Here is a 26,952-nt window from a genome sequence, read left to right as displayed (position 1 = left end):
GTCACTCGTAGCTGATCCGGACCGAATCGGCGGCGGGCAGGGCCTGGCAGGCCAGGATGATCCCCTCGGCGAGGTCCTCCTCGTCCAGGACCTCGTTGCTGGCCAGGGTCACCTTGCCGTCGAGCAGGCGGCAGGCGCACGCGCTGCACGCGCCCGCGCGGCAGGAGTACGGCGCAGCCAGGCCGTGATCGAGCAGCACGTCCAGGAGTTTGCGTTCCCGTGGCCAGGGCAGGGTGTGCGTCTCGCCGTCCAGGTCGACCTCGACCACGGCGGCGTCCGCGTCCGCCTCGGGTGCGGTGGCGAACGGATTGTCGGCCAGGGACAGGAAGATCTCCCGGTGGATCCGGTCTTCAGGAATATCCACAGTGGACAATGCGTCGAGCACCGCGGTCATGAACGGGCCCGGCCCGCACAGGAACACCCGGCAGCGGGTCAGTGGCCCGGCGAAGGCGCGGAGGGCGGGCACGGTGGGCAGGCCCTGCACGGACTCCAGCCAGTGGAGCACCCGCAGCCGGTCCGGGTGGGCGGCGCAGAGCGCCCGCAGTCGCGCCGCGAATATCACCGAGTGCTCGTCCCGGTTGGCATAGAACAAGGTCAGCCGGCCGGAGCCGTTGGCCAGCACCGCCTCGATGATCGAGATGACCGGGGTGATGCCGCTGCCGCCCGCGAACAGCACCAGGTCCTCATCGAGCGAGGGCGGGGTGAACACCCCAGCAGGGGGCAGCACGTCCAGTTCGGCGCCCGCGGTGATCCGGTCGCAGAGCCAGTTCGAGCCGTAGCCTTCGGCCACCCGCTTCACCGTGACCGCCGGTGGTTCGCCGGGGCCGTTGCACAGCGAGTAGGAGCGGGCGATCTCCCCGCGTTCGCCGGGGATGCGCAGGGTCAGGAACTGGCCGGGCCGGTGCCGGAACACCTCGGCGAGTTCCGGTGGCACCTCGAACACCAGGGTGCGGGCGTCGGCGGTCTCACTGACCACAGTGGACACCCGGAGCCGGTGGCCCCGGTCAGCCATCGGAGACCGCCAGCCCGCCCTGGGCCACCGCCGCCTCGATCCCGGCCCGCAACCGCGGACAGCCGGGCACCTGCGCACTCGGCCGGTCCGCGCCGCTGAGCACCGGACAGGCCGAGGTGCCGGTGGTCCACTGCACGCTGGTGTGCTCCGGGCTGTTCTTCTTCACCAGCACCTCGGTGGCGCAGCCGGGACAGGTCAGCGGGCGCAGGCCGCCGGTGAGGTAGTCCGCGCGGTCACTGCCCATCGCCGTCCCGCCGGGCCAGGTTCTCGGCCACCTCGCGCTCCCACGCGGCCACCGCGCGACTGGTGTCCACCTCGAACTCGAAGCGCCGCACCATGTCCTCGGTGACCTCCTCGGTGTCCACATAGAACTGGTCGTACCAGCGGCGCAACTGGTAGACCGGCCCGTCCTCCTCGCACAGCAGCGGATTGTCGATGCGGGCCTTGTTCTTCCAGATCTCCACGTCCTGCAGGAAACCCACGCCAATGCCGCGGGCGAACTTGCCGGCGATCTTGTCCGCGTGCTCGTCGGTCAGGCCGGGCAGCTTCTTCACGATCGCGCCCCACTGCAGCACGAAGGAGTTGGCGCTGACCGGGTAGTGGCAGTTGATCAGCACCGTCTCGATCACGGTGCCCTTGTAGTCGTTGGCCAGGTGGTTGATCATGTACGACGGGCCGTAGTAGGAGGCTTCGGAGCGCACCTGCACATCGCCGGTGTAGTTGGAGGCCACCGCCACGTCCGGTCGGCCGCGGGTGGTCAGGTACTGGCTGGCGATGTGGCCCTCGAAGACGTTCTTGAAGTAGGTGGGGAAGGCGAAGTGCACGTAGAAGAAGTGCGCCATGTCCACCACGTTGTCCATGATCTCCCGGCAGTTCGAGCCGTCGATGCGCACCGAGTCCCAGGTCCAGTTGCTCCACTCGGAGCTGTACGCGCCCTCGATCCGCGGGATCACCACATGCTCCGGCGGCGGTTTGCCCTGCGGGTCGTGGTAGACGAAGAGCTGCTTGTTCTGCTCCAAGGTCAGCCAGGACCGGGTGCGGGCCCGCAGTGGAACCCTTTTGGCGTAAGGGATTTCCACACACCGACCATTTCCGGACCAGCGCCAGTCGTGGAACGGGCAGGCGATGGCGGCGCCCTTTACCGTGCCCTGACTCAGATCCCCGCCCATGTGCCGGCAGTAGGCGTCGAGCACGTGCAGCTGGTCGTCCTCGCCGCGGAAGACCACCAGCTTGGTGCCGAAGGCTTCCACCGGATGGGGTTCGCCGTCGCGGAAGGTCGAGGCCAGGCCCAGGCAGTGCCAGCCGCGGGCGAACCTGGCCGGCGGCGCGCCGGATTCGATCAACCGCACCTCGTCGGCTGTCGCGGTCATCAGCTTCCTCCTGCCTTGGTCCGTGCCGCGTCCAGCGCGGCCAGGTAGCCGAAGGTCATCGCCGGGCCGATGGTCGCGCCCGCCCCGGCGTAGGTGCGGCCCATCACCGCGGCGCTGGTGTTCCCGGCCGCGTACAGGCCGGGGATCACCGAGTCGTCGGCACGCCGCACCCTGGCGTGCTCGTCGGTGCGCAACCCGCCCTTGGTGCCCAGATCCCCTGGCACCACCCGGATCGCGTAGAACGGTCCCTTCTGCACCGCGCCCAGGCACGGGTTCGGGCGTTGCCGCGGATCGCCGTAGTAGCGGTCGTAGGCGGATTCGCCGCGGTGGAAGTCCTCGTCCCGGCCGGTGCGGGCGAACCCGTTGAATCTGTCCACAGTGGACTTCAACGCGTCGGCGGGCACCTCGATCTGCCCGGCGAGTGCTTCGACGCTGTCGGCCTTGCGGACCACGCCGAGTGTGCGCCAGCGCTCCGGGAACGGTTGGCGGGGCGGCAGTCCGGCGAACAGGTAGCGGTTGCGGTAGCGCTGGTCGCAGATCAGCCAGGTCGGCAGGTTCACCGCCGGGCCGCCGGGCGGGCCGTACATGGCGTGCACCGCGTCCACGTACGGCGCGGCCTCGTTGACGAACCGTTGTCCGGCCCCGTTGACCAGCAGGCAGCCGGGCAGGGTGCGTTCGGCCAGGCAGAAGTACGGGCCGCCGCGCAGCGGGATGGAGGGCCCCCACCACGCCTCGTCCATCAGCTCCACCGCCGCGCCGAGTCGTTGTGCCGCCTCGATCCCGTCGCCGGTGTTGCCCGCCGCGCCCACGGTCCACTCGGCGGAACTCGGCGCCCGGTGGTGCAGCCTGCGCAGTTCCTCGTCCCGCTCGAAACCACCGCAGGCCAGCAGCACCCCGTGCCGCGCGGTGATGATCCGCTCGCCCTCCTCGCCGCCGACCTGGACGCCGGTGACCCGGTCCTCCTCGACCACCAGGGACAGCAGCGGGGTGTTCAGCCACACCGGCACCCCGGCCTGGACCAGCCCGGAGCGCAGGCAGGCGGCCAGGGCCTGGCCCATGGTCAGCACGGGTTCCCGGCGCAGCAGCACATCACGCAGTTTGCGCGCGCCCACCCGTACGGCCCGCCAGAGCCCGCGTGGATGCCGCAGCACCAGGTTGAGCCAGCGGTAGTCGGCCGCGGTCACGGTCAGCCCGTACTGCGCGCTCAGGTAAGGGGGTTCGAGGTCCTCGACCTCGCCGCCGAGGGAGTTCGCGCTGACCGGCCGGGGTTCGACCGTTCGGCCGCCGGGGGCTCCGCCGGGCGCCTCGGGGTAGTAGTCGGCGTAGCCGGGCACCCAGGCCAGTCGCAGCGGGGTGTGCGCGAGGACCAGGTCCAGCATGTCGGGTCCGTGTGTGAGCAACGCGCGCCAGCGGGCCTCGGCCACCGAGTCGCCGAGCAGGTGCGCCAGGTAGGTCGCGGCCTGTTCCGGTGCTTCGGTCACCCCGGCCGCGCGCAGCACCGAGTTGCCCGGCACCCAGATCGCGCCGCCGGAACGGGCGGTGGATCCGCCGTAGCGGGCGGACTTCTCCACCACCAGTGCGGTCAGGCCGTGCTGGGCGGCGGTCAGTGCGGCGGTGAGCCCGGCGGCCCCGCTGCCGACCACCACGAGGTCGACCTCCATGCCACCTCCCTCGAACATCAGACTGGAACAGGTTATAGTTTTTTCGGGGCAAGACGCTATGGTTGGCTTAGATTGCTGCGATCGAGCGAAGAGAACGTGTTGCACACGCGCTTCGGGAGGATCCGTGTCCACAGCCTGGGACGACCGTGCCGAGGTCGTGATCCTCGGGTTCGGGGCGGCGGGTGCGTGCGCGGCGATCGAGGCCGCGGCCGGTGGCGCGGATGTGCTGGTGGTGGACCGGTTCAGTGGCGGCGGCACCACCGCGATCTCCGGTGGCGTGGTCTACGCCGGGGGCGGCACGAAGATCCAAACCGAGGCGGGGGTCGGCGATTCGGTCGAGGCGATGCACGCCTACCTGCGCGAAGAGGTCGGTGACGCGGTCTCTCCGGAGACCCTGCGCCGCTTCTGCGCCACCAGCGCTGATCACCTGGACTGGCTGCGCCGCCAGGGTGTGCCGTTCGAGGGCAGCCTGTGCCCGTACAAGACCTCCTACCCGGACAACCGCTACTACCTGTACTTCTCCGGCAGCGAGAACTCCGGCGCCTTCCGCCGCTACGCCGTGCCCGCCCCGCGCGGCCATCGCGCCAAGGGACCCGGCACCTCGGGGGCCACGCTGTTCACCGCATTGGCCGAATCCGTGCGCTGTCAGGGAGCGCGCGTGCGCACCCAGACCACCGCGCGCCGACTGATCGTCGAGCGCGGGCGGGTCACCGGGGTGGAATGCCGGACCCTGGATCGCGCGCCGGGCTGGGTGCGGTTCGCGCACCGGGTGCTGAGCCGGTACGCGGCCAAACCCGGGGTGTACCTGCCGTGGCTGCGGCGGGTGCTGCACCGGCGGGCGGCCGGGCTGGAACGGCGGCACGGCAGGCGGATCCGGATCGGCGCCAGCGCCGGGGTGATCATCGCGGCCGGGGGGTTCGCGGAGAACCGGGAGATGCTGCGCGAGCACGCGCCGGACTATCGCGGTGGGCTTGCCCTTGGCACGCCTGGGGATGACGGCTCCGGCATCCGGCTCGGCGTCGAGGCGGGAGGGGCGACCGGATTGCTGGACCGGGTGTCCGCCTGGCGTTTCCTCAGCCCGCCCAGCGCGTTGCTGTCCGGGCTGCTGGTGGATCGGGACGGGGCCAGGGTGATCGACGAGTCCCGCTACGGCGCGGCTGTCGGCGAGGCGTTGATCAGCAGGCACCGCGGGCGCGGCTGGCTGCTGGTGGACGCGGCGATCCTGGCCGAGGCCCGCCGCCAGGTGCCGCGGCAAGCACTGTGGTTCCAACGATTTCAGGCCTACGCCCAGCTCGCCGCGCGGGTCACCGGGCCGACCCTGGAGTCGGTGGCCGCCCGCGCCGGGGTCGACCCGGCCGGACTGCGCGCCACTGTGCAAGCGCATCAGGACCGGGTGCGCGGCCGGGCCGCCGATCCGACCGGACGGCCCGCCGAGCTGTCCAGGGAACTCCGGCCGCCGTTCGCCCTGCTGGACATGTCGATCCGCAACCGGCTCAACCCGTGCCCGATGCTGCCACTGGGCGGACTGGTCGTGGACGAGCGGACCGGGGCGGTGCGCAGGCCGGACGGCTCGGCCATCACCGGCCTGTACGCGGCCGGGCGTTCCGCGGTCGGCCTCTGCTCGCGTTCCTACGTCAGCGGCCTGTCCCTGGCCGACTGCGTGTTCTCCGGCCGCCGCGCCGGGGCCCACCTCGCCGCCACCAGGAGGTCCGGTGCTCACCGCTGACCAGCGCGTCGACGCCGCGGAGTTGTTGCGTGCGGCCGAAACCGGGCGCAGACCGATCAGTCCGCTGATCCGCAGTCACCGCGGCATCGACGTGGTGGACGCCTACCAGATCCAGCTGCTCAACATCCGGCGGCGCCTGGACGCGGGACGGCGGGTGCTGGGCCACAAGGTCGGGCTGTCCTCCGCTGCCATGCAGCAGATGATGGGCGTCACCGAACCGGACTACGGGCACCTCCTGGACGATATGGCCCTGGCCGAGGACGTGCCGGTGGATCCGCGCCGGTTCTGCCAGCCGCGGGTGGAGGTCGAGGTGGCCTTCATTCTCGGCGAGGATCTGCCGCCCGGCTGCACCGAGGCGGAGGTGCTGGCCAGGACCGCGGCGCTGGCCCCGGCGATCGAGCTGATCGACAGCCGGATCACCGACTGGCGGATCAGCCTGCCGGACACGGTGGCGGACAACGCTTCCTCGGCCGCGTTCGTGCTCGGCGCGGCCAGGGTGCCACCGTCCCATGTGGACGTTAAACGGATCTGGGCCAGCCTGTCCCGTAACGGCGAGGTCCTGGCCAAGGGCCGTAGCGACGCGGTGCTGGGCAATCCGGCCACCGCGGTGGCCTGGCTGGCCGGGAAGGTGGCGGGCTTTGGCGTGCGGTTGCGCGCCGGGGACGTGGTGCTGCCCGGCTCCTGCACCCGGGCCTACGACGCCCGTCCCGGCGACACCTTCCACGCCGACTTCACCGGACTCGGCACCGTGTCCCTGACGTTCCAGGAGGGCCAGGCATGACCAAGGCCGCCGCCGCCATCGTCGGCTCCGGCAACATCGGCACCGACCTGCTGTACAAGCTGTTGCGCTCGCCGGTGATCAGTCCACAGTGGATGGTTGGGGTGGACCCGGACAGTCCTGGGCTCAAGCGGGCCGCCGACCTGGGCCTGGCCACCTCCGCCGACGGGGTGGACTGGCTGCTCGGCCAACCCGAGTTGCCGGAGCTGGTGTTCGAGGCCACCTCCGCCGCGGTGCACCGGGCCAACGCGCCGCGGTACGCCGAGGCCGGGATCACCGCGATCGACCTGACCCCGGCCGCGCTCGGCCCCGCCGTGGTGCCGCCGGTCAACCTCGGCGAGCACCGCGAGGCGGGCAATGTCAACCTCACCACCTGCGGCGGGCAGGCCACCATTCCGATGGTGCACGCGGTGTCCAGGATCGTGCCGGTGCGCTACGCCGAGATCGTGGCCAGCGTCGCCTCGGTCTCCGCCGGACCCGGCACCAGGGCCAACATCGACGAGTTCACCCGCACCACCGCGCGTGGCATCGAGCGGATCGGCGGCGCGGAACGGGGCAAGGCGATCATCGTGCTCAACCCGGCCGATCCGCCGATGGTCATGCGGGACACCGTGTTCTGCGCCATCCCGGAGTACGCCGACCGGGCCGCGATCACCGCCTCGGTGCTGGCCATGGCCGCGGAGATCGCCGGGTACGTGCCCGGCTACCGGCTGCTCAACGAACCCCAGTACGACGATCCCAGTCCGGCGACCGGTGGCATGGCGCGGGTGACGGTGTTCCTGGAGGTCGAAGGCGCGGGTGACTTCCTGCCGCCGTATGCCGGGAATCTGGACATCATGACCGCCGCGGCGACCCGGGTCGGCGAACAGCTGGCGGAGGTGCGGGCATGATCGACATCAGGATCACGGACACCTCGCTGCGGGACGGGTCGCATCACAAGCGGCACCAGTTCACGCCCGAGGAGGTGCGCGCGATCGTGGCCGCGCTGGACGGGGCCGGGGTGCCGGTGATCGAGGTGACCCACGGCGACGGACTCGGCGGCTCCTCCTTCGCCTACGGCTTCAGCCACACCCCCGAACAGCACCTCATCCGGGTCGCCGCCGAGACCGCGAGCCAGGCCAGGATCGCTTTCCTGATGCTGCCGGGCGTCGGCGTCACCGACGACATCCTCGCTGCCAGGGACAACGGCGCCGGTATATGCCGGATCGCGACACATTGCACGGAGGCGGATATATCGGTCCAGCACTTCGGGCTGGCCAGGGACTGGGGACTGGAGACCGTCGGGTTCCTGATGATGGCCCACTCCCAGCCGCCGGAGGTGCTCGCCAAGCAGGCGCGGATCATGGCCGATGCCGGGTGCCAGTGCGTGTACGTGGTCGACTCGGCGGGCGCGCTGGTGCTCGAACAGGTCAGTGACCGGGTGGCCGCGCTGGTCGCCGAACTCGGCGCCGACGCCCAGGTCGGGTTCCACGGGCACGAGAACCTGGGCCTCGCGGTGGCCAACTCGGTGGCCGCGGTCCGGGCAGGCGCCCGGCAGATCGACGGCAGCGCCCGCCGGTTCGGCGCCGGGGCCGGGAACACCCCGACCGAGGCGTTCGTGGGGGTGGCCGACAAGCTCGGTTTCCGCACCGGCATCGACTTCTTCGCCATCACCGACGCCGCCGAGGACGTGGTCCGCCCGGCCATGCCCGAGGAATGCCTGCTCTCCCGGCTCGCCCTGGTGATGGGCTACACCGGCGTCTACTCCAGCTTCCTCAAGCACGCCGACGACCTGGCCCGCCGCCATCAGGTCTCGGGCGCGCAGATCCTGGTCCGGGCCGGCGCGCGCAACCTAGTAGGCGGCCAGGAAGACCAGCTCATCGACATCGCCCTGGAACTCCAGCGAGAGAACGGGATCGTCTCATGACCGAGCAGGTGACCGCCGCCGTCCGCGAGCTGCTGCCCGCGCTGCGGGACCGGGCGCAGGAGGCCGAAGACCTGCGCCGCATTCCCACCGAGTCCATCAAAGCGTTGCAGGAGAACGGCTTCTTCAAACTGCTGCAACCCACCCGCTACGGCGGTGCGGCCGCGAACCCGGTGGTGTTCTACGAAGCGGTCACCCAGCTCGCCTCGGCCTGCGGCTCGACCGGGTGGGTGGCCTCGGTGCTCGGCGTGCATCCGTGGCACATCGGCCTGTTCGACGACCGGGCCCAGCAGGAGGTGTGGGGCGAGAGCGAGGACACCCTGGCCTCCTCCTCCTACGCCCCGGCCGGCCGGGCCACCCCGGTGGACGGCGGGTTCCGGTTCAGCGGCCGGTGGAGCTTCTCCTCCGGCTGCGACCACTCCACCTGGGTGCTGCTCGGCGGACTGGTGATCGGTCCGGAGGGCAAACCGGTGGACTTCCGGACCTTCCTGCTGCCAATCGCCGATTACTCCATTGTGGACGTCTGGGACACGGTCGGCCTGCGCGGCACCGGGTCCAACGACATCCTGGTGGAGGACGTGTTCGTGCCCGAGCACCGCACGCTCAGCTTCAGCCACACCGCCACATGCGTGTGCCCCGGCCAGGAGGTCAACCCGGAGCCGATCTTCCGGCTGCCCTACGGCACCGTGCACCCGTTCGCGATCACCGCGCCGATCATCGGCATGGCCCGCGGTGCGTATGAGGCGCACGTCGGGCACACCCGGGCCCGGATCCGGGCCGCCTACCTCGGCGAGAAGGCCGCCGAGGACGGCTTCGCCCAGGTGCGCATCGCCGAGGCGGCGGGCGAGATCGACGCCGCCTGGCTGCAACTGCGGTCCACTGTGGACGAAGAGCTGGCGCTGATCGCCGCGAACGAGCGGATCCCGGTGACGCTGCGGCTGCGGGCCCGGCGGGACCAGGTGATGGGCACCGGGCGGGCGATCGCGGCGATCGACCGGCTGTTCGAGTCCGCGGGCGGAAAGGCGATCAACAATGGGCTGCCGATCCCGCGGTTCTGGCGGGACGCGCACGCCGCGCGGGCGCACGCGGCCAACGATCTGGAACGCGCGCTGGTGATGTTCGGCAAGCACGAGCTGGGCATTCCAGTGCGGGACGGGATGTTCTGATGACCGCCTCGGTGCTCAGTTTCGAGTCCACCAGTCGCTACGCCGAGGTCGGCGGGCTGCGGCTGCACTACCACGAGGCCGGACCCGCGGACGGCCCGCCGCTGGTGCTGCTGCACGGCGGCGGACCAGGGGCGAGTTCGTGGAGCAACTTCGGCCGCAACCTGCCGGTGTTCGCCCACCGGCATCGCACGATCATGCTGGACCAGCCCGGTTTCGGGCACTCGGCCAAGCCGGAGATCACCGGGCACTACTTCACCTTCAGCGCCGATGCCCTGCTGGCACTGCTGGATCACCTGGAGATCGGCAAGGCGGACCTGCTCGGCAACTCCCTCGGCGGCGGTACCGCGGTCCGGTTCGCGCTGCGGCATCCGGCGCGGGCCGGGCGACTGGTGCTGATGGCGCCGGGTGGGCTGGGGCTCAACGTGTTCGCGCCCGACCCGACCGAAGGTGTCAAAAAACTGGCCCGCTTCGGCGCGCCGCCGGGGCCGAGCCGGGAGAAGCTCGCCGAGTTCCTGCGCACCCTGGTCTTCGACCCGGCGATGGTCACCGATGAACTGGTGGAGGAGCGGTTCGCGGTGGCGAGCACGCCGGAGTCGTTGCGCGCCATGGCCTCGATGGGCAAATCCTTCGGCAGGCCGGACAGCTATGAGGACGGCATGCTGTGGCGGGAGGCGCATCGGCTGCGGCAGCGGGTGCTGCTGGTGTGGGGCCGGGAGGACCGGGTGAACCCACTGGACGGCGCGCTGTTGCCGCTCAAGCTGATCCAGCGGGCCCAACTGCACGTGTTCGGGCGGTGCGGGCACTGGGCGCAGCTGGAGAAGTTCGCCGAGTTCAACCGGCTGGCGCTGGACTTCCTCGGAGAGGACTGAGATGGGCATCCGATCGCTGGCATACCTGCGCATCGAGGCCACCGACCTGCCGAAGTGGCGCGAGTTCGGCCTCAAGGTGCTCGGCATGGTCGAGGGCAAGGGCGCCGACCCGGCCGCGCTGTACCTGCGCATGGACGATTTCCCGGCCCGCCTGGTGATCCTGCCCGGTGAGCGCGACCGGCTGGCCGCGGCGGGCTGGGAGGTCGCCAACGAGGCCGAGCTGACCGGGGTCACGGACCGCCTGGACGCGGCCGGGGTGCCGGTGAAGGTCGCGGCGAAAGCGGAACTGGCGGACCGGCGGGTCACCGGGATGATCAGCTTCGAGGACCCGTCCGGGAACACCCTGGAGGTCTTCCACGGCGCGGCCCTGGAACACCGGCGGGTGGTCAGCCCGTACGGACACCGGTTCGTCACCGGCGAGCAGGGCCTTGGGCACGTGGTGCTCTCCACTCACGACGACGCGGCGGCGCTGGCCTTCTACCGGGATGTGCTGGGTTTCCGGTTGCGGGACTCGATGCGGCTGCCTCCGCAACTCGTTGGCAGGCCCGCCGACGGCGATCCGGCCTGGTTGCGGTTCTTCGGCTGCAACCCGCGGCACCACAGCCTGGCCTTCCTGCCGATGCCCACCCCGTCCGGGATCGTGCACCTGATGGTCGAGGTGGAGGAACCCGACGACGTGGGCCTGTGCCTGGATCGGGCATTGCGGCGCAAGGTGCCGATGTCGGCCACCCTGGGCAGGCATGTCAACGACCTCATGCTGTCCTTCTACATGAAGACCCCCGGCGGGTTCGACGTCGAGTACGGCTGCGAGGGCAGGCAGGTCGAGGATGAGAACTGGATCGCCAGGGAGAGCACGGCGGTGAGCCTGTGGGGTCACGACTTCAGCATCGGGCAGCCACCGTCGTGACCGTCCACAGCGGACTGACCGCGGACCGGTTCCGCGCGGTGCTCGGGCATTTCTGCACCGGGGTGGCGGTGGTGACCGCGCCGGGACCGGTCGGGTTCGCCTGCCAGTCCTTCGCCGCGTTGTCCCTGGACCCGCCGCTGGTGCTGTTCTGCGCCGGGCGGTCCTCGCGGTCGTTGCCGCTGATCCGGCAGGCGGGCGTGTTCGCCGTGAATATGCTCGCGGAAGATCAGCAGGGACTGTCCACTGTGTTCGGTCGCAGTGGACCGGACAAGTTCGCCGGGGTGGCCTGGAATCCGGCCGGGAGCGGCTCGCCGTTGCTGGCCGGGGTGCTGACCTGGGTGGACTGTGAGTTGCGGGCCGAGCACGACGCCGGTGATCACGTGATCGTGGTCGGTGAGGTGCGCGAGCTGGGGCCGGTCAGCGACGGGCGGCCACTGCTGTTCTATCGCGGGCGGTACGCGGCCACCGACGGCGGCGGCGAGTCGCCCGGACACCTGGACTCGTTGGTCACCTGGTCGCGGCCGACCGACTGGATGTGAATTCCAGGAGTCCGGCGAGCCGGTCCAGGTGCTGGGCCGGAGTGCCGAACAGGTGCGCGCTGCCGTGCGCGCGTTTGAAGAACAGGTGCGCGTCGTGCTCCCAGGTGATCGCGATGCCGCCGTGCAGCTGGATCATCTCACCGGCCACTGTGGACAGTGCCTCGGAGCAGTGCACCTTGGCCAGCGCGGCGTAGCGGGGGAGTTCGGTCGGGTTGGCCAGGGCGTGCAGGGCGGACGCGGCGGCCGAGCGGGCGGTTTCCACGGTGAGGTGCAGGTCGGCGAGGCGGTGCTTGATCGCCTGGAAGGAGCCGATCGGGCGGCCGAACTGGACGCGGGACTTGGCGTAGCCGACCGTGCGGGCCAGGGCCTCGGCGGCGATCTCGGCCTGTTCGTAGGCGAGCAGCACACAGGCCTGGTCACGCAGCCGGTCGAGGTCCACCGGGCCGAGGTGGTCGGCCGGGGTGCCCGCGCAGTGGATGGTGCCGAGTGGGCGGGTGGGGTCCAGGGCGTTGGCGTCGACGCGGGAACAGGTTCGCGGCAGGAACAGCGCGGGGCCGGTGTCGGTCTGGGCGAGGACCAGGGTGAGGTCGCCGTCGAGGACGTAGTGCGCGGTGCCGGTCAGGGTGCCGTCGTAGGCGCAGGCCGGGGCTGCCCAGTGTCCTTTGTGGTCGGTCCAGGCGAGGGTGGCCGGTTCGCCGCCCGCGATGCGGGGGAGCAGGCGGGCCTGGGCTTCCGGGTTTCCGGTGGCCAGGATCGCCTGGGCGGCCAGGGTGGAGCTGAGCAGGGGGTTGGGGGTGAGGCGGAGTTCGCCGAGGGCGATGGCGACCTCGGCGAGACCACCGCCCTGGCCGCCGTGGGTGTCCGGAATGGACAGTCCGAGATCAATGTCCCGGTGGCCACGGGAGAGTGCGCTGCGGATGGTGGCGCGCAGGGCCAGCTGATCCTCGGTCAATCCCAGGTCCATGAGTCCTCCGTGAGCGCGGCCATGACCCGGCCGCGGTGGTGGTCCTGGGTGCCCCAGCTGGTGTGCAGGGCACGGACCAGGGTGAGCCAGCGGCTCAACGGATATTCCCGGGTGTAGCCGATCGCGCCGTGCAGTTGCAGCGCGGTGCGGGCGGTGCGCTGGGCGACGTCGGCGGCGGCCACCCTGGCCGCGGAGACATCGCGGGCGGTGCCAGTGAGGGCGGCGGCGTGGGTCAGCGGGCGGGCCAGTTCGAGGGCGACGTGGGTGTCGGCGAGGCGGTGCTGCACGGCCTGGAAGGCGCCGACGGGGTGACCGAACTGGGTGCGGGCCTTGGCGTGCGCGACGGTGAGGTCGAGCATGGCCCTGGCCGCGCCGAGCAGCTGGGCGGCGGTGGCCAGGGTGGCGAGGTTGAACGCGCGGGCGGCGGCGAGGCGGACGGCGGGGCCTTGGGCGAGGGGAGTGGTCGGGGTGAGCTGGTGGAGGTGGCGGTGCGGGTCTACAGAGGACAGTGCGGAGCGGGGCGCGACGGAGTTGGGGCTGGGGCGGGGTGTGGGTGTCGCGGTGGCGAGGGTGTCGTGGTCGAGGTGGAAGTAGCGGGTGGCGGTCAGCGCGAAGGGAACGTGCGGCGGCAGCACCAGTGCCGCCTGGGTTCCGGTGGCCAGTTCGGCCAGCGACTCCGGCTGGTCGAGGTCGGTGAGCAGGGCCGGGAGTGCGGCCAGGGTGTCGGCGAGCGGGCCGGGGACGGCGTGGTGGCCCAGTTCCTCCATGGCCACCACCAGGTCGATCGGGTCCGCGCCCAGACCGCCGTGTTCGGCGGGGATGAGCAGGGCGGGGACCCCGAGGTCGGTGAGCGTCGACCATGGGTCCTTTGTGGACTCCAGTGCGGCGTGCAGGGTTTTGCCGAATTGGGTTTGCTCTGGGGTGAGGGCGAATCTCATCGGGGACTCCGGGGGAGGCCGAGCAGGCGTTCCGCGACCACGGTGCGCTGGATCTCGTTGGTGCCCGCGTAGATCGGTCCGGCCAGCGCGAACAGCCAGCCGCGCAGCCAGTCGCCGTCCAGTTCCGCCTCGGCGCCAAGGAGATCCAGGGCGGTCTCGTGCAGGGACAGGTCGAGTTCGGACCAGAACAGCTTGCCCACACTGGATTCCGCGCCGAGTTCGCCGCCTTCGGCCAGGCGGGTGACGGTGGCCAGGGTGTGCAGGCGGTAGGACTGGGCGCCGATCCAGGCGTCCACCACCCGGTCCCGGTGCACCGGGTTTTTGTTCTGCTGCCAGAGGGTGAGGAGTGCGCGGGCGGTGGCCTGGAAGCGGCCGGGGCTGCGCAGGGACAGGCCGCGCTCGTTGGCCGAGGTGCTCATCGCGACCCGCCAGCCGTCCCCGGGTTTGCCCAGCACGTCGGCGTCCGGGACGAAAACCTCGTCCAGGAAGATCTCGGCGAAGCCGGGTTCGCCGTCGAGCTGAGCGATGGGACGGACGGTGACGCCGGGGGCGCGCAGATCGAACAGGAAGTAGGTGAGGCCGCGGTGGCGTTGCGCGTCCGGATCGGTGCGGAACAGGCCGAAGGCCCGGTCGGCGAAGGCGGCCCGGGAACTCCAGGCCTTCTGACCGGAGAGCAGCCAGCCGCCGCTGGTTTGCCTTGCCCGGCAGCGGATCGCGGCCAGGTCGCTGCCCGCCTCGGGTTCGGACCAGGCCTGGGCCCAGATCTGCTCGGCGCGGGCCATCGGCGGCAACAGGCGGTCGCGTTGTTCTTCGGTGCCGTGGGTGAACAGGGTGGGGGCCAACAGGAAGATGCCGTTCTGACTGACCCGGGCCGGAGCGCCGGCGGCGTAGTACGCCTCCTCGAACAGCAGCCAGTGCAGCAGACTCGCGTTCCGGCCGCCGAACTCCCGCGGCCAGCTGACCACCGACCAGCGGGCCTCGGCCAGGGTGTGTTCCCACTCGCGGTGCGCGGCGAAACCCGCTGCGGTGTCAAGGGATGGCAGCCGCGCAGGGGTGTGTGCGGCGAGCCATTCCGTTGCCTCGGCGCGGAAAGCGCGGGCTTCGGCGTCCAGGGTCAGGTCCACCTCAGCTGTCCGCTCGCATCGACCTGGCATCCAGCCCGGCCAGCGCGTCCGGGCTGGTTTCGGCGTTGTGCGCGTGTGCCAGGTGATGCAGGCCGAACACCGAGTCCATGCCTGCCCGCTGACCCATCAGGTCCTCGCACTGGTTGACCGCGCGCTTGGTCAGGGCCAGGCCGAACTGCGGCATCCTGGCGATCCGCTCGGCCAGCATGAAGGTGGCCTCGGCCAGTTCGGCACGTGGCACCACCCGGCTCACCATGCCCCATTCGTAGGCGCGGGCCGCGCTGAACCGGTCACCGGTGAACAGCACCTCCTTCGCCGCGCGTGGACCCAGCACCCACGGGTGCGCGAAGTACTCCACCCCGGGAATGCCCATCCGCACCACCGGATCCGCGAAGAACGCGTCCTCGGCCGCCACGATCAGATCGCACACCCAGGCCAGCATCAGCCCGCCCGCGATGCAGGCGCCCTGCACCATCGCGATCACCGGCTTGGGGATCTCCCGCCAGCGGCGGCACATGCCGAGGTAGACCTCCATCTCCCTGGCATAGCGTCGATCCCCGCCTTCGCGGTCGGTGTGATCCCACCACAGCACGGCTTTCCGGTCGAAGGCGGTGTCCGCGTCCCGGCCGGGGCTGCCGATGTCGTGGCCGGCGGAGAAATGCTCGCCGGAACCGGCCAGCACGATCACCTTGACCTCGGGATCGTCCACCGCGCGGGCGAACGCCTCGTCCATGGCGTAGGTCATCGCCGAGTTCTGCGCGTTGCGGTACTCCGGGCGGTTCATCGTCACGACCGCCACCGCGTCCTTGCGGACGTACTCGACCACCATCAGCTCTCCTCGCGCAACCGCTGTTTGAGCACCTTGCCGGAAGGGTTCCTGGGCAAGGAATCCCGGAACTCCACCGACCGCGGCACCTTGAAGTTGGCCAGCCTTTCCCTGCAGAACTCCATAACGTCCGAAATGGACAGTGCGAGGCCGGGGCCGGGCACCACGAAGGCGCGGCCCACCTCGCCGAGCCGTTCGTCCGGCACCCCGATCACCGCGGCGGCGGACACCCCGGGCAGTTCGGCCAGGGCCTGCTCGATCTCCGCCGGGTACACGTTGAACCCGCCGCTGATGTACATGTCCTTGAGCCGGTCGGTGATGGTGAGACAGCCGCGCTCGTCCAGGCGGCCGATATCGCCGGTGTGCAGCCAGCCGTCACCGTCGATCGCGGCCGCCGTCGCGACCGGGTCGTCCAGGTAGCCGAGCATCAGATTGGGGCCACGCAACAGGACCTCGCCGTTCCCGGCCAGTCGCAGCTCGAATCCGGCGGCGGGGCGACCGCAGGTGGTGGCCACCGTGACCGGGTCGTCGCCGGGGCGGCACATGGTGGCCACCACCGCCTCGGTCAGCCCGTACGCGGTGAGCACGGTGTCGAAGCCCAGTTCGGTGCGCATCCGCTCGACCAGGCGCACCGGCACCACGGCCGCGCCGGTGACCGCCAGCCGCAGCGTGGACAGGTCCGCGGTGTGCTCGTGATCCAGCAGCGACTGGTAGATCGTCGGCGCCCCGGGCAGCACGGTGATCCGCTCCCGCTCGATCAGCCGGACCGTGGTCGCCGGGTCGAACACGGCCTGGGGCACCAGGGTCGCGCCGGTGAGCAGGCTCGCCAGGATGCCGATCTTGTAGCCGAAGCTGTGGAAGAACGGATTCACCACCAGGTAGCGGTCGCCCGTGCGCAGTCCGGCGAGCTGGGCCCAGGCCGCGGCCACACCGAGGGACTGGTGGTGCGCGCTCATCGCGCCCTTGCTGCGGCCGGTGGTGCCCGAGGTGTAAAGAATGTCGCTGACGTCGTTGTCCCGCACCGATTCCGCCCGCGCCGCCACCGCGTGCGGCGAAACCGGCGAGCGAGCCAGGTCGGGGGCTGGGGCGGCGGAGTCGACTGGGATGCGCAGCACGGTGCGCAGTTCCGCTGGCAACCCGGCCCGGCGCAGTTCGGCGAGGCGGTCGACGCCGAGGAAAACCTCGGTGGCCACCAGGACTTTCGCGCCGCTGCGGGTGAGCACGTCCAGAGCTTCCGCCGCGGTGAACCGGGTGTTGAGCGGGACCAAGGTGCCGCCTGCGTACAACGCGCCGAGCGCGGCCACAATCCAGTGCGCCGTGTTCGGCCCCAGCACCGCCACCCGGTCGCCCGGGTGCAGGCCCGCGCCGAGGAACACCCCGGCCGCCGCGCGCACCCGGTCCAGCAGGCCGGTGAAGTTCCAGCGGGTCTCGCCGTCCACCACGGCCTCGGCCGCGCCGAAGTGCTGCGCCGCCGAGTGCAACGCCGCGGGGATGGTGCTGGGATTCACCGAACACCTCCAAGCAAGTGCTTGGTAGGCTAGCCTACGCAGGTCGGTGCGCCTTGAGAAGCCTGGAGGCCGACATGGATACGTTCCGTTGCGCGGTCAGGGAATGGCTCGCGACCAACCTGACCGGCGAGTTCGCCGCGCTGCGCGGTCTTGGCGGGCCGGGCCGCGAACACGAGGCTTTTGAGCAGCGGCTGGCCTGGGACCGGCGCCTCGCCGCGGCCGGCTGGACCTGCCTGGGCTGGCCCCTGGAACACGGTGGCCGCGGACTGTCCCTGGCCGAACAGGTCATCTTCCACGAGGAGTACGCGCGGGCCGAGGCCCCGGCCCGGGTGAGCCATGTGGGTGAGGAGTTGCTGGGGCCCACGCTGATCGCCTTCGGTTCACCCGAACAGCGGCAACGGTTCCTGCCGGAGATCGCCGCGGTGCGCGAGCTGTGGTGCCAGGGCTATTCCGAACCGGAGGCCGGATCGGACCTGGCCGCGGTGCGCACCACCGCGCGCCGGTACGGCGACGAGTGGGTGGTCAACGGACAGAAGGTGTGGACCTCGCTGGCCCATCTGGCCCAATGGTGTTTCGCGCTGGTGCGCACCGAACCGGGCTCGCGGCGCCAGGCCGGGCTGTCCTACCTGCTGATCCCGATGGACCAGCCGGGCGTGCGGGTCCGGCCGATCCGGCAGCTCACCGGCACCGCCGAGTTCAACGAGGTCTTCTTCACCGACGCCCGCACATCCGCGGAACTCGTTGTGGGCCAACCGGGTGACGGCTGGCGGGTGGCGATGGGCACGCTGACCGTGGAACGCGGCGCGGCCACCCTGGGTCAGCAGGTCGGGTTCCGGCGGGAGCTGACCGCGCTGGTGGAACTGGCCAGGGACTGTGGTGCGCTGGAAGATCCGGGCATCCGGGAACGGGTGACCAGGGCCTGGATCGGCCTGGAGGTCATGCGGGCGCAGGCAGTGCGCACGATGTCCGGGCCACGCACCGGATTCGAGGCCTCGGTGGCCAAACTGTGCTGGTCCCGCTGGCATCGCGGACTCGGCGAGCTGGCCATGGCGGTGCGCGGCGCGGCCGGGCTGACCGCGCCGGGAGACCTGGACCGGTGGCAGCGGCTGTACCTGTTCAGCCGCGCCGACACCATCTACGGCGGCTCGGACGAGATCCAGCGCAACATCATCGCGGAACGGATTCTGGGGCTGCCCAAGGAGGTTCGGCCGTGAAGCCACCCGAGGGACACGGGCTGCTGACCGGGAAGGTCGCGGTGGTCACCGCGGCCGCGGGCACCGGGATCGGCGCGGCCGCCGCCGAACGCTGCCTCCTGGAGGGCGCGGCGGTGGTGGTCAGCGACTGGCATGAACGGCGACTGGCCGAGACGGTCGAGCGGCTGGCCGCCGAACACGGAGACCGGGTGACCGGGATTCCCTGCGATGTCACCGACGAAGCCCAGGTGCAGCACCTGTTCACCGGCGCGTCCGTCCACTTCGGACGACTCGACGTAGTGATCAACAACGCTGGGCTCGGTGGCACCGCGTCGATCCTGGACATGACCGACGAGCAGTGGCAACGGGTCCTGGACGTGACGCTGAACGGGACCTTCCGGTGCACCAGGGCGGCGTTGCGGCTGCTGGTCGAGCAGGGCGAGGGCGGCGCCATCGTCAACAACGCCTCGGTGATCGGGTGGCGCGCCCAGGCCGGGCAGGCACACTACGCTGCGGCCAAGGCGGGCGTGATGGCGTTCACCCGGTGCACCGCGCTGGACGTGGCCCAGCACGGCATCCGGGTCAACGCGGTCGCGCCCAGCCTGGCCACGCATCCCTTCCTGGCCAAGGTGACCAGCGCGGAACTGCTCGCCGAACTGGCCGGGCGGGAGGCGTTCGGCCGGGCGGCGCAGCCCTGGGAGGTGGCCACCGTCATGATCTTCCTCGCCAGCGACTACGCCACCTACCTCACCGGCGAGGTGCTGTCGGTGAGCAGCCAGCACCCGTGACCAAGGAGAACCGCGTGACCCCACGACGTGCCCCCGACACCGGCGGATCGCAGCGCCGGGCCGAACTGCTCGCGCTGGCCGCGCGACTGTTCGCCGAACGCGGGTTCCGGGCGACCACGGTCCGCGACATCGCCGACGCCGCCGGGATCCTCTCCGGCAGCCTGTACCACCACTTCGACTCGAAGGAGTCGATGGCCGATGAGATCCTCACCGGGTTCCTGAACGAGCTGTTCGGGCGCTACCGGGAGATCACCGCCACCGACCTCGGCCCGCGGCAACGCCTGGAACAGGTCGTGATCAGCTCCTTCGAGTGCATCGACGCGCACCACGCCGAGGTGGCGATCTACCAGAACGAGGCCAAATACCTGGCCCAGCAGGAACGGTTCGGCTACCTCGGCGACCACAACGTGGAATTCCGCAAACTGTGGGTGGGCATCCTGGAGGACGGGGTGCGCGCCGGGGTGTTCCGGCCGGACCTGGATGTCGAGCTGGTGTTCCGGTTCGTCCGGGACACCGTGTGGGTGGCGGTGCACTGGTACCGGCCGGACGGCCCGCTGTCCGCGCAGGACGTGGCCCGGCAGTACCTCGGCATCCTGCTCGACGGCATCGCCACCCGGCGACGTCCCGTCCGCAAGGCGTAGGTGATCAGAGGAGGAGAGTTCCGTGCCCGAGGCGTACCTCATCGACGCAGTACGCACTCCGGTCGGCCGCCGCGGCGGCGGACTCAGCACCATCCACCCGGCGGACCTGGGCGCGCACGTGATCACCGCGCTGTTCGAGCGCACCGGCGCCGATCCGTCCGAAGTGGACGATGTGATGTTCGGCTGCGTGGACACCATCGGCGCCCAGGCCGGGGACATCGCGCGCACCGCGTGGCTGGTCGCCGGCTACCCGGAGCAGGTGCCAGGGGTGACCGTGGACCGGCAGTGCGGATCAAGCCAGCAGGCCCTGCACTTCGCCGCCCAGGCGGTGATGAGCGGCACCGCGGACCTGGTGGTGGCCGGCGGCGTGCAGAACATGAGCCGCATCCCGATCGGCTCGGCGATGACCCTGGGTGAGCAGTTCGGCGACCCGACCCCGACCGCCATGTCGCCAGGCTGGGCACACCGCTACGGCGATGAGGAGCTGTCCCAGTTCCGGGCGGCGGATCACATCGCCCTGCGCTGGGAGATCAGCCGGGCGGAGATGGAGGAGTTCGCCCTCGCCAGTCACCAGCGGGCGATCGCGGCCAGGGCCGAGGGCCGCTTCGACTGCGAGATCGTGGCCTGCAACGGCATCTCCGACGACGAGACCCCCCGCGCGGACACCACCCTGGAACGAATGTCCGGCCTGAAACCCCTGCGCGAGCACGGCCGCATCACCGCCGCCCTGTCCAGCCAACTCGCCGACGGCGCCAGCGCCATCCTGGTCGCCTCGGCAGAAGCCGTCCGCCGCTACAAGTTGCAGCCCCGCGCCCGGGTACACCACCTGTCCGCGCGCGGAGCGGACCCGGTGGCGATGCTGACCGCCCCGATCCGGGCCACCCGGCACGCGTTGCGCCGGGCAGGCATGACCGTGGACGACATCGACCTGTTCGAGGTCAACGAGGCCTTCGCGAGCGTGGTGCTGGCCTGGATGCGCGAGATCAAGGCCCCGTGGGAAAAGGTCAACGTCAACGGCGGCGGCATCGCCCTGGGCCACCCCATCGGCGCCACCGGCACCAAACTGACCGCGACCCTGCTCAACGAACTGGAACGCACCGGCGCCCGCTTCGGCCTGCAAACCATGTGCGAAGGCGGCGGCCAAGCCAACGTCACCATCATCGAACGCCTCCCCTAACCAAGCGCCAAACCGATCCTCCGGCGACGAAAACGGCCAACACCCCGTCCCAGAACGGCCAACACGCCAGCGAGGATTCAACCTCCGCGCGTGTTGGCCGTTGTCGTACGCCGAGTTGGCCGTTATGGACGGTGTGTTGGCCGTTGTTGTACGCCACGTTGGCCGTGGTGGGACGCCATGGGCACTGCGGTCGGGCGAAGCCCGGAACGGGCAGCGGGGGTGGCTTTTCGAAAACTTTCCCTGAGCGGTTCCCCATCCCCGTCAGCCTGGAGAGGACACACCGCATCTCACCGAGTGGCCCCTGCAACACAAACCGTCGCCAATCCTGCCCAGCGTGACGGGGGCCGCTCGGTGAGATGTGGTTTGGTATCGGAGGGCTGACGGGGATGGGGAACCGCACACGAGCACTGCTCTTTGCTCTTGAATTTCCCCCCATCCTTTGATTCCTGCCCGTCCGGCGAGGACGATCTTGATCTTCGGTTTTAAGATCAAAAAAGGATGGCCTCGCCGGCCGGGCAGACCACCGGAGGGGGTGGGGCAGATCAAGAGCCGGGTCCAGCGGGTTGCGGGGCGGGGTTTGGGCTGCCGACTTGAGACCCAGCGTGGCTCCGAGGGCTCGCGTGTTCTCCGTACGGCCTTCCGCCAGCCAACCACACCTCACCGAGCGGCCCCGGTCGCGTTGGGCGGGCAGGCGGCGGCAGGTTGCAGGGGCCACTCGGCGAGGCGCGGTCTGCATGCTCCAGGCCGTACGGAGAACACGCGAGGGCCCTCGTCGTGGGGGTTTCACCCCTCCGCCCCGTCCCACAACAGCCAACTCGCCGTCCGTAACGGCCAATTCGGCGTCCATAACGGCCAACTCACCGTGCAACAACAGCCAACACGCGGTTAGGTGGCGGGGCCTTGGGCGATGTGGAGGGTCATGGCGGTGAAGTCGAGGGTTACGTGGTAGGGCTTGTAGAAGGAGTGGGAGAAGTGGAGCAGGACGTCGAAGCCTTCGCGGCCTAGGGCGGGTTGGTCGTTCGCGTAGCAGTAGCTGTCCTTGGCTATGGCGTTGCCGAGGCGGACTTCCTTTGGGTAGCAGGGGTAGGTGGTGAGGAACTGGCCGCCGGCTGAGGTTTCCAGTGGGCGGTCGTGGTCGATGCGGACTCGTAGCTGCTTGGCTGTTTCCTGGGTCATGCCGGCGAGCATCTCGCCGGTTCCGCCGATGTTCAGGCCTGCCACCCGCGGACCGGAGTCGACGACGCTGCCCTTGCTGAACAGCAGGTGCTCGCGGGCCAGCCACAGCGGCAGTTGCTCGGCGCCCGCTCGTTCGGCGGCGGCGCGGGCCTGCCTGGCCGTGCCCGGGGTTCGGCGGCGCAGGATCAGGGACCGGCCCGCGTAGTCGATGGTGGTCAGGAAGTGGTACAGGATCCAGGTGCCGATCAAGCCGTCCGCGCCGACCCGGGCCTCGCCGTCGGACCAGCGTACGGGGATGTTGCGGAGTTCGAGGTCGCCCAGTCTGAAGGAGTCCAGGACCCCGTAGTAGCTCCACACGAGCTTGCCCTCGAACTCGTGCTGTTCCTTGGCGACGGCCTGCAGTCCGGCTTCTCTGGCGGTTTTCTCCGACAGGTTCAGCGGCCCGACGCGGGTGTAGAACGAGAGCTTCTTGGGTGGGCCGCCGTTGATTGACGCCTCTACCAGCGGCACCGGGTCCAGCTGCTGCCATGGCACCCGCGCGCTGTCGCCGTGGATCTGATACGGCTCACCGCGGAATGCCGCGAACAACTTGGCCGTGTTCTCCTGGCCTGCCGCCTGCCAGCGGGGCGCCGCCAGGGCGAACTTGTCCTGCCGGATATAGCAGTCGGCCAGCAGCCGGTTGGCGTCTTTGTCCTGCGGCGCCAGTGTGATGGCCGTGGTGAGGTATTTCTCGGCGTCGGGGAAGTTGTTGGACAGCAACCCCACATAGCCGCGCTGGCGGGCGGCGCGCACGTTGCCGGGGTCGGTGGTCAGGATTTTCTCGTAGGCGCGACCGGCCTGGTCGAATTTCCCGGCCTTGAACAGGGTGTCCGCGTCACCGGCGGGGCCGGTCTGGGCCAGGGCCGACTCGCCCAGCAGTGGTGCGGCCGCGGCGGTGCTGGCCAGTACGGCCATCGCCCGCAACGCCGAACGCCGATCGAACTCACTGGTCATCGCTGCAACCTCGGATCTTTGGTGGGGTCGGGATACTGGGATGGACAGCCGTTCCTGATGGCTTGGGGGCGTAGTTCGTAGTGCCAGGGCTCATTGCCGTAGATCTGGCACAGCCCGTACTCGGCGCCGTGCTTGGACAGCCACGTGGTGGCTTTGGCGGGTCCGATGTCGACCGCGTCGCCGGAGACGTGCAGCGAGGTTTCCGCGGTGGCCACCCAGCGGGCGGCCTCCTTTTTCGAGCCGTACTTCGCGACCGCGTCGCGGAGTAGTCGTTCCTGGTGTTCCGGGGAACGCCAGCCGCTGTTGACGACGAACTGGATCCCTTTCTCCTCGGCGTCCTTCGCGGCTTTCCGCAAGGCGTCGAGCAGAGCGGGGCTGAGTTTGGTCACGGCCGGAACGTCATTGGCGAAGACCGTCACACCGTCCGGGACCGAACCGTCGGTCATGGTGAGATCAGGTGGGCCATGCCGGTCGCCGTGGGGAATGTCGAGGGAGGACAGGGGCGAGGCGGATGGCCACAGCTGGATGAGGACAACGAGAAGTGCGGCCGCGCCGATCGCGAGGCTGACCAGGATTGCCGTCCGGGTACGGCGGGGCGCCGTTCGTGCTGATTCGCCGAGGGTCATACCGCCAGTGAAGGCAGCGCGGTGTTGTCAGCCCGTATGCGGTTTTTGATATGCCGACGATATGCGTGTCAGGCGGGGGTGAAGTAGTCCCGGGGGTTGGTGATCAGCATCTGGTCGATGGCCGACTGGGGAACGTCCTGGGCCAGCAGGGCGGGGATGACGGTGTCGCTGAGGTAGTCGTAGCGCCAGTTGGGCAGCATTTGTTCCTTGACGCCGGGTGGGAACCAGTCGATGTGGCTGCAACTGTCCTGGGACAGCACCATCCGCTCCGCGTAACCCGCCGCGCACAGCGCCCGCACGGTCTCGATCCGCTGCTCGGCGGTGATCGCCAGATCCAGCCCAAAACGGTCCATGCCGAGGTAGGAACCGTTGTCCGCCAAGCGTTTCAACAGATCCAGGTCAGTGCTGTCGCCGACGTGGCCGAGCACCACCCTGGACAGGTCCACACCCTCGGCCTTGAGCAGGGCCTGGACTTCCAGTGGCGTGTCGTTGGTGACGCTGGTGTGCACGGTGATCGGCGCGCCGGTCCGGTGGTGGGCGGCGATGACCGCGTGCAGCACCCGGGTGACGTCCGGGGTCAGGCCGTGGATGTCGGCGGCGCACTTGAGGAACGCCGCGCGCACACCGGTGCCCGCGATGCCCTCGGTGAGGTCGTGCAGGAACAGCGGGATCAGCGGGTCCTCGCCGCCGAGAGTGGTGCCCGGCCCGCGGTGGTGCAGGCTCAGCGGCACGTCGCGGTAGGTGTAGAGGCCGGTGGCGACGATGATCGTCAGATCCGGCACCCGCGCCGCCACCCGGAGCAGGCGCGGGATGTCCCGGCCCAGGCCCAGCACGGTGGGATCGGCGATGGCGGTGATGCCCGTGTCGCGCAGGGCCCGCAGCCGGGTGACCGCGTTGTCGATCTCGGCGGACTCGTCCCACAGGTGCGGGTAGTTGGCCATGATCTCGGGGTCCTGGACGAACACGTGCTCGTGCATCAGGGTGCGACCGAGCTGGTCCGGGTCCTTCGCGCCGCCGACGGTGTGCACGATTGGCATGTCCTCCTGCATACCAGGCGGGCAGGTGTGGTGCGATGGGCCGCACGGTGAAGGAGGCGGCATGACGAGTCAGCGGGCCGGTCAGGTGCTGGGCGCGAACCTGCGGGAACGGCGGGAGGCCCTCGGTATCTCGCTGTCCGAACTGGCCAGGCGATCCGGCATCGCCAAGGGCACGCTCTCCCAGCTGGAGTCCGGCTCAGGCAACCCCACCATCGAGACGGTGTTCAGTTTGTCGAACGCTCTTGATGTCCCGGTTTCCAGTTTGCTGACTGAACAGGCCGACCCGGACGTGGTGGTGGTGCGCTCGGCCGACCTGGAGGTGCTCAGCGGCGAGGCGGTTGATCTGCGCCTGCTGCGGCGGATCGAGCACGGCGGCGCGGTGGTGGAGGTCTACGACCAGCGGGTGCGACCGGGCGTGGTGCAGGAATCCGCTGGTCACCCGGGGTTTGAGCACACCGCTGTGGTGACCGGGACGCTGCGGGTGACGGTGCACGGGCGGGTGCACGAGATCGGCCCAGGCGACTATGTGCGCTTCCGCGCGGGCGCCCCGCACCAGTACGCGGCGGTGGACGGCGAGGTGCGGTCGGTGCTGCTGCTGGAACATCCGCCGGAGTAGCCGCCGTTGACGGCGACCGGTCCGGCACCTAGCCTCGGGATCGTTCATTTTACTGAACGATGGGAGGTGGGTGTGGCGGCGGACGTCGTGGTGGTCGGAGCCGGGGTGATCGGGGCGGCGTGCGCGTACGCGCTGCGGCGGGCCGGGTTGCGGGTACTGGTGCTGGAACGGGGCACGCCCGCTTCGGGGACGACCGCGGCCGGGGAAGGGAACGTGCTGGTCTCGGACAAGGCGCCGGGACCGGAGCTGGAGCTGGCGGTGGAGTCCCGGCGGTTGTGGCCGGGGGTGCTGGCGGAGTTGGGGGCGGCGGAGCGGGCCAGGCGGGCGGACGCGGCCGGGAACGCGGGCGGCGGGGTGGGAACGGCTGGTCTGGCGGCTGCGCGGGGCCGGGCGGGCAGCGGCGTCGCGGATTCGCGGACCGGGCCGGGCGGGCTTTCCGGGGCGAGTCCGGCGGGCTTGGCCGTTGGTCCCGGCGAGGCGGGTCCGGGCGCGCGGGGCGATGCCGAGGCGCCAGTGGGTGAAGCGGCGTCGCTGGCCGAGCTGGCCGGGGTCGAGTGGGAGGCCAAGGGTGGACTGACCGTCGCCACCCGGGATCCGGGGCCGTTGTTCGAGTTCGCGGCGGCACAGCGAGCCGCCGGGGTGGATGCCCGGGTGGTCGAAGATCCCTGGGACCTGGAGCCGCACCTGACGCGGCGGGCCACCGGCGCCGTGCACTACCCGGAGGACGCCCAGGTACAGCCCGTGCTGGCGGCGACCGCCTTGCTGCGCGGGATGCCGGTGCGCTCCGGGGTCACCGCGCTCGGACTGGCGCCGGGCGGGGTGCTGACCTCCGAGGGCGTGATCCGGTGCGGTGCCGTGGTCAACGCGTGCGGACCGTGGGCCGGGGAGTTCGCGGCGGTGATGGGTGCGCCGATCCGGGTGCTGCCCCGGCGGGGCATGGTCCTGGTGACCGGGCCGTTGCCGGAAGTGGTGCGGCACAAGGTGTATGACGGCGACTACGTGGGCGCGGTGGCCAGTGGCGACGCGGCCTTGCAGACCTCGGCGGTGGTGGAGTCGACCCGGGGCGGGACCGTGTTGATCGGGTCCAGCCGGGAGCGGGTGGGCTTCGACGAATCGTTGCGGGTGCGGGTGTTGCGGGAGCTGGCGGTCAAGGCGATGGCGTTGTTCCCGGTACTCGGCGAGGTGCCGGTGATGCGGGCTTATGGCGGGTTCCGGCCTTACGCGCCGGACCATGTGCCGATCATCGGGGCGGATCCGCGGGTGCCGGGGTTGTGGCACGCCACCGGACACGAGGGCGCGGGGATCGGGTTGGCCCCGGCGACCGGGGAACTGCTGGCGGACTTGGTGTTGGGCCGCTCACCCCGGGTGGATCCGCGGCCGTTCCGGGTGGATCGGGCGGCGGTGCTCGGGTGAG

26 protein-coding genes are annotated in these 26,952 nt (G+C 70.6%); 14 read left to right on the top strand and 12 right to left on the bottom strand.

From position 1 onward, the window contains the following. Nucleotide 1: 1 nt before the first annotated feature. Genes ACTOWY_RS01625 through kstD form a run of 4 tightly spaced genes read right to left on the bottom strand, consistent with a single transcriptional unit; the run spans nucleotide 2 to nucleotide 4,043 of the window. The gene (locus ACTOWY_RS01625; RefSeq protein WP_441307803.1) at nucleotides 2–1,012 is read right to left on the bottom strand and encodes a 2Fe-2S iron-sulfur cluster-binding protein; all 1,011 of its coding nucleotides are present in this window, start codon (nucleotides 1,010–1,012) and stop codon (nucleotides 2–4) included. After that, nucleotides 1,005–1,256, bottom strand: coding sequence for a hypothetical protein (locus tag ACTOWY_RS01620; RefSeq protein ID WP_441307802.1), 252 nt, complete (start codon nucleotides 1,254–1,256; stop codon nucleotides 1,005–1,007). Before ACTOWY_RS01620 ends, ACTOWY_RS01625 begins: the two co-directional genes overlap by 8 nt. Further along, nucleotides 1,246–2,382: a Rieske 2Fe-2S domain-containing protein gene (locus ACTOWY_RS01615; protein ID WP_441307801.1), complete on the bottom strand. Its 1,137-nt coding sequence runs from the start codon at nucleotides 2,380–2,382 to the stop codon at nucleotides 1,246–1,248. The genes ACTOWY_RS01620 and ACTOWY_RS01615 overlap by 11 nt, the downstream gene beginning before the upstream one ends. Beyond that, nucleotides 2,382–4,043 (bottom strand): 3-oxosteroid 1-dehydrogenase, encoded by a 1,662-nt coding sequence (kstD, locus tag ACTOWY_RS01610; protein ID WP_441307800.1) that lies wholly within the window; start codon nucleotides 4,041–4,043, stop codon nucleotides 2,382–2,384. Before kstD ends, ACTOWY_RS01615 begins: the two co-directional genes overlap by 1 nt. A 124-nt stretch (nucleotides 4,044–4,167) precedes the next feature. Between kstD and ACTOWY_RS01605 the strand changes: the two genes are divergently transcribed. From ACTOWY_RS01605 to hsaB, 8 genes are read left to right on the top strand one after another with little or no spacing between them, the layout of a single operon-like run. After that, nucleotides 4,168–5,769: an FAD-binding protein gene (locus ACTOWY_RS01605; protein WP_441307799.1), complete on the top strand. Its 1,602-nt coding sequence runs from the start codon at nucleotides 4,168–4,170 to the stop codon at nucleotides 5,767–5,769. Then, on the top strand, nucleotides 5,756–6,550 hold the full coding sequence (locus ACTOWY_RS01600) for a 2-keto-4-pentenoate hydratase (RefSeq protein ID WP_441307798.1): 795 nt from the start codon (nucleotides 5,756–5,758) through the stop codon (nucleotides 6,548–6,550). Before ACTOWY_RS01605 ends, ACTOWY_RS01600 begins: the two co-directional genes overlap by 14 nt. Next, nucleotides 6,547–7,437, top strand: a complete 891-nt coding sequence (locus tag ACTOWY_RS01595) for an acetaldehyde dehydrogenase (acetylating) (protein ID WP_441307797.1) — start codon at nucleotides 6,547–6,549, stop codon at nucleotides 7,435–7,437. Before ACTOWY_RS01600 ends, ACTOWY_RS01595 begins: the two co-directional genes overlap by 4 nt. Continuing rightward, complete coding sequence (gene dmpG / locus ACTOWY_RS01590; RefSeq protein WP_441307796.1) at nucleotides 7,434–8,453, top strand: 4-hydroxy-2-oxovalerate aldolase; 1,020 nt, start codon at nucleotides 7,434–7,436, stop codon at nucleotides 8,451–8,453. The genes ACTOWY_RS01595 and dmpG overlap by 4 nt, the downstream gene beginning before the upstream one ends. Further along, the gene (hsaA, locus tag ACTOWY_RS01585) at nucleotides 8,450–9,616 is read left to right on the top strand and encodes a 3-hydroxy-9,10-secoandrosta-1,3,5(10)-triene-9,17-dione monooxygenase oxygenase subunit (RefSeq protein ID WP_441307795.1); all 1,167 of its coding nucleotides are present in this window, start codon (nucleotides 8,450–8,452) and stop codon (nucleotides 9,614–9,616) included. The genes dmpG and hsaA overlap by 4 nt, the downstream gene beginning before the upstream one ends. Next, nucleotides 9,616–10,485 (top strand): 4,5:9,10-diseco-3-hydroxy-5,9,17-trioxoandrosta-1(10),2-diene-4-oate hydrolase, encoded by an 870-nt coding sequence (gene hsaD, locus ACTOWY_RS01580; RefSeq protein WP_247757645.1) that lies wholly within the window; start codon nucleotides 9,616–9,618, stop codon nucleotides 10,483–10,485. The genes hsaA and hsaD overlap by 1 nt, the downstream gene beginning before the upstream one ends. Nucleotide 10,486: 1 nt before the next feature. Then, entirely contained in the window at nucleotides 10,487–11,392 is a 906-nt protein-coding gene (gene hsaC, locus ACTOWY_RS01575; RefSeq protein ID WP_441307794.1) for an iron-dependent extradiol dioxygenase HsaC, read from the top strand. Continuing rightward, entirely contained in the window at nucleotides 11,389–11,931 is a 543-nt protein-coding gene (gene hsaB, locus ACTOWY_RS01570; RefSeq protein WP_441307793.1) for a 3-hydroxy-9,10-secoandrosta-1,3,5(10)-triene-9,17-dione monooxygenase reductase subunit, read from the top strand. The genes hsaC and hsaB overlap by 4 nt, the downstream gene beginning before the upstream one ends. On the opposite strand, the gene ACTOWY_RS01565 is transcribed toward hsaB, so the two are convergent. Genes ACTOWY_RS01565 through ACTOWY_RS01545 form a run of 5 tightly spaced genes read right to left on the bottom strand, consistent with a single transcriptional unit; the run spans nucleotide 11,900 to nucleotide 17,291 of the window. Next, on the bottom strand, nucleotides 11,900–12,895 hold the full coding sequence (locus tag ACTOWY_RS01565) for an acyl-CoA dehydrogenase family protein (protein WP_441307792.1): 996 nt from the start codon (nucleotides 12,893–12,895) through the stop codon (nucleotides 11,900–11,902). The genes hsaB and ACTOWY_RS01565 overlap by 32 nt on opposite strands. Continuing rightward, on the bottom strand, nucleotides 12,880–13,833 hold the full coding sequence (locus ACTOWY_RS01560) for an acyl-CoA dehydrogenase family protein (RefSeq protein WP_441307791.1): 954 nt from the start codon (nucleotides 13,831–13,833) through the stop codon (nucleotides 12,880–12,882). The genes ACTOWY_RS01565 and ACTOWY_RS01560 overlap by 16 nt, the downstream gene beginning before the upstream one ends. Further along, nucleotides 13,830–14,957: an acyl-CoA dehydrogenase family protein gene (locus tag ACTOWY_RS01555; protein ID WP_441307790.1), complete on the bottom strand. Its 1,128-nt coding sequence runs from the start codon at nucleotides 14,955–14,957 to the stop codon at nucleotides 13,830–13,832. The genes ACTOWY_RS01560 and ACTOWY_RS01555 overlap by 4 nt, the downstream gene beginning before the upstream one ends. A 1-nt stretch (nucleotide 14,958) precedes the next feature. Further along, nucleotides 14,959–15,786, bottom strand: coding sequence for an enoyl-CoA hydratase (locus tag ACTOWY_RS01550; protein WP_441307789.1), 828 nt, complete (start codon nucleotides 15,784–15,786; stop codon nucleotides 14,959–14,961). Further along, on the bottom strand, nucleotides 15,786–17,291 hold the full coding sequence (locus ACTOWY_RS01545; RefSeq protein ID WP_441307788.1) for a FadD3 family acyl-CoA ligase: 1,506 nt from the start codon (nucleotides 17,289–17,291) through the stop codon (nucleotides 15,786–15,788). Before ACTOWY_RS01545 ends, ACTOWY_RS01550 begins: the two co-directional genes overlap by 1 nt. 74 nt (nucleotides 17,292–17,365) lie before the next feature. Between ACTOWY_RS01545 and ACTOWY_RS01540 the strand changes: the two genes are divergently transcribed. The 4 genes from ACTOWY_RS01540 to ACTOWY_RS01525 are packed head-to-tail and all read left to right on the top strand — an operon-like array spanning nucleotide 17,366 to nucleotide 21,090. Next, nucleotides 17,366–18,505: an acyl-CoA dehydrogenase family protein gene (locus ACTOWY_RS01540; RefSeq protein ID WP_441307787.1), complete on the top strand. Its 1,140-nt coding sequence runs from the start codon at nucleotides 17,366–17,368 to the stop codon at nucleotides 18,503–18,505. After that, nucleotides 18,502–19,272: an SDR family oxidoreductase gene (locus ACTOWY_RS01535; protein ID WP_441307786.1), complete on the top strand. Its 771-nt coding sequence runs from the start codon at nucleotides 18,502–18,504 to the stop codon at nucleotides 19,270–19,272. Before ACTOWY_RS01540 ends, ACTOWY_RS01535 begins: the two co-directional genes overlap by 4 nt. A gap of 14 nt (nucleotides 19,273–19,286) precedes the next feature. After that, nucleotides 19,287–19,913, top strand: a complete 627-nt coding sequence (locus ACTOWY_RS01530; RefSeq protein ID WP_441307785.1) for a TetR/AcrR family transcriptional regulator — start codon at nucleotides 19,287–19,289, stop codon at nucleotides 19,911–19,913. Between the two features lie 22 nt (nucleotides 19,914–19,935). After that, nucleotides 19,936–21,090 carry an acetyl-CoA C-acetyltransferase gene (locus tag ACTOWY_RS01525; RefSeq protein WP_441307784.1) on the top strand — a complete coding sequence of 385 codons (1,155 nt, stop codon included), beginning with the start codon at nucleotides 19,936–19,938 and terminating at the stop codon, nucleotides 21,088–21,090. Nucleotides 21,091–21,975: 885 nt separating this feature from the next. Here the strand turns inward: ACTOWY_RS01525 and ACTOWY_RS01520 are convergent. From ACTOWY_RS01520 to ACTOWY_RS01510, 3 genes are all read right to left on the bottom strand, one after another. After that, on the bottom strand, nucleotides 21,976–23,259 hold the full coding sequence (locus ACTOWY_RS01520; RefSeq protein ID WP_441307783.1) for a tetratricopeptide repeat protein: 1,284 nt from the start codon (nucleotides 23,257–23,259) through the stop codon (nucleotides 21,976–21,978). Further along, nucleotides 23,256–23,885, bottom strand: coding sequence for a M15 family metallopeptidase (locus ACTOWY_RS01515; RefSeq protein WP_441307782.1), 630 nt, complete (start codon nucleotides 23,883–23,885; stop codon nucleotides 23,256–23,258). The genes ACTOWY_RS01520 and ACTOWY_RS01515 overlap by 4 nt, the downstream gene beginning before the upstream one ends. Before the next feature lie 68 nt (nucleotides 23,886–23,953). Further along, a complete protein-coding gene (locus ACTOWY_RS01510) occupies nucleotides 23,954–24,922 on the bottom strand; it encodes a phosphotriesterase family protein (protein WP_441307781.1) in 969 nt (322 codons plus the stop codon). Between the two features lie 61 nt (nucleotides 24,923–24,983). On the opposite strand from ACTOWY_RS01510, the gene ACTOWY_RS01505 reads away from it, so the two are divergent. Together ACTOWY_RS01505 and ACTOWY_RS01500 are read left to right on the top strand one after the other, a co-directional pair. Next, nucleotides 24,984–25,538: a helix-turn-helix domain-containing protein gene (locus ACTOWY_RS01505; RefSeq protein ID WP_441307780.1), complete on the top strand. Its 555-nt coding sequence runs from the start codon at nucleotides 24,984–24,986 to the stop codon at nucleotides 25,536–25,538. A gap of 72 nt (nucleotides 25,539–25,610) precedes the next feature. Next, on the top strand, nucleotides 25,611–26,951 hold the full coding sequence (locus ACTOWY_RS01500; protein ID WP_441307779.1) for an NAD(P)/FAD-dependent oxidoreductase: 1,341 nt from the start codon (nucleotides 25,611–25,613) through the stop codon (nucleotides 26,949–26,951). The last annotated feature ends 1 nt before the right edge of the window (nucleotide 26,952 follow it).

Source organism: Crossiella sp. CA198, assembly GCF_052078295.1.
Classification (GTDB): Bacteria; Actinomycetota; Actinomycetes; order Mycobacteriales; family Pseudonocardiaceae; genus Crossiella.
The sequence above is the reverse complement of the archived record's forward strand: the minus strand, read 5'-3'. Positions and strand labels throughout refer to the sequence as shown.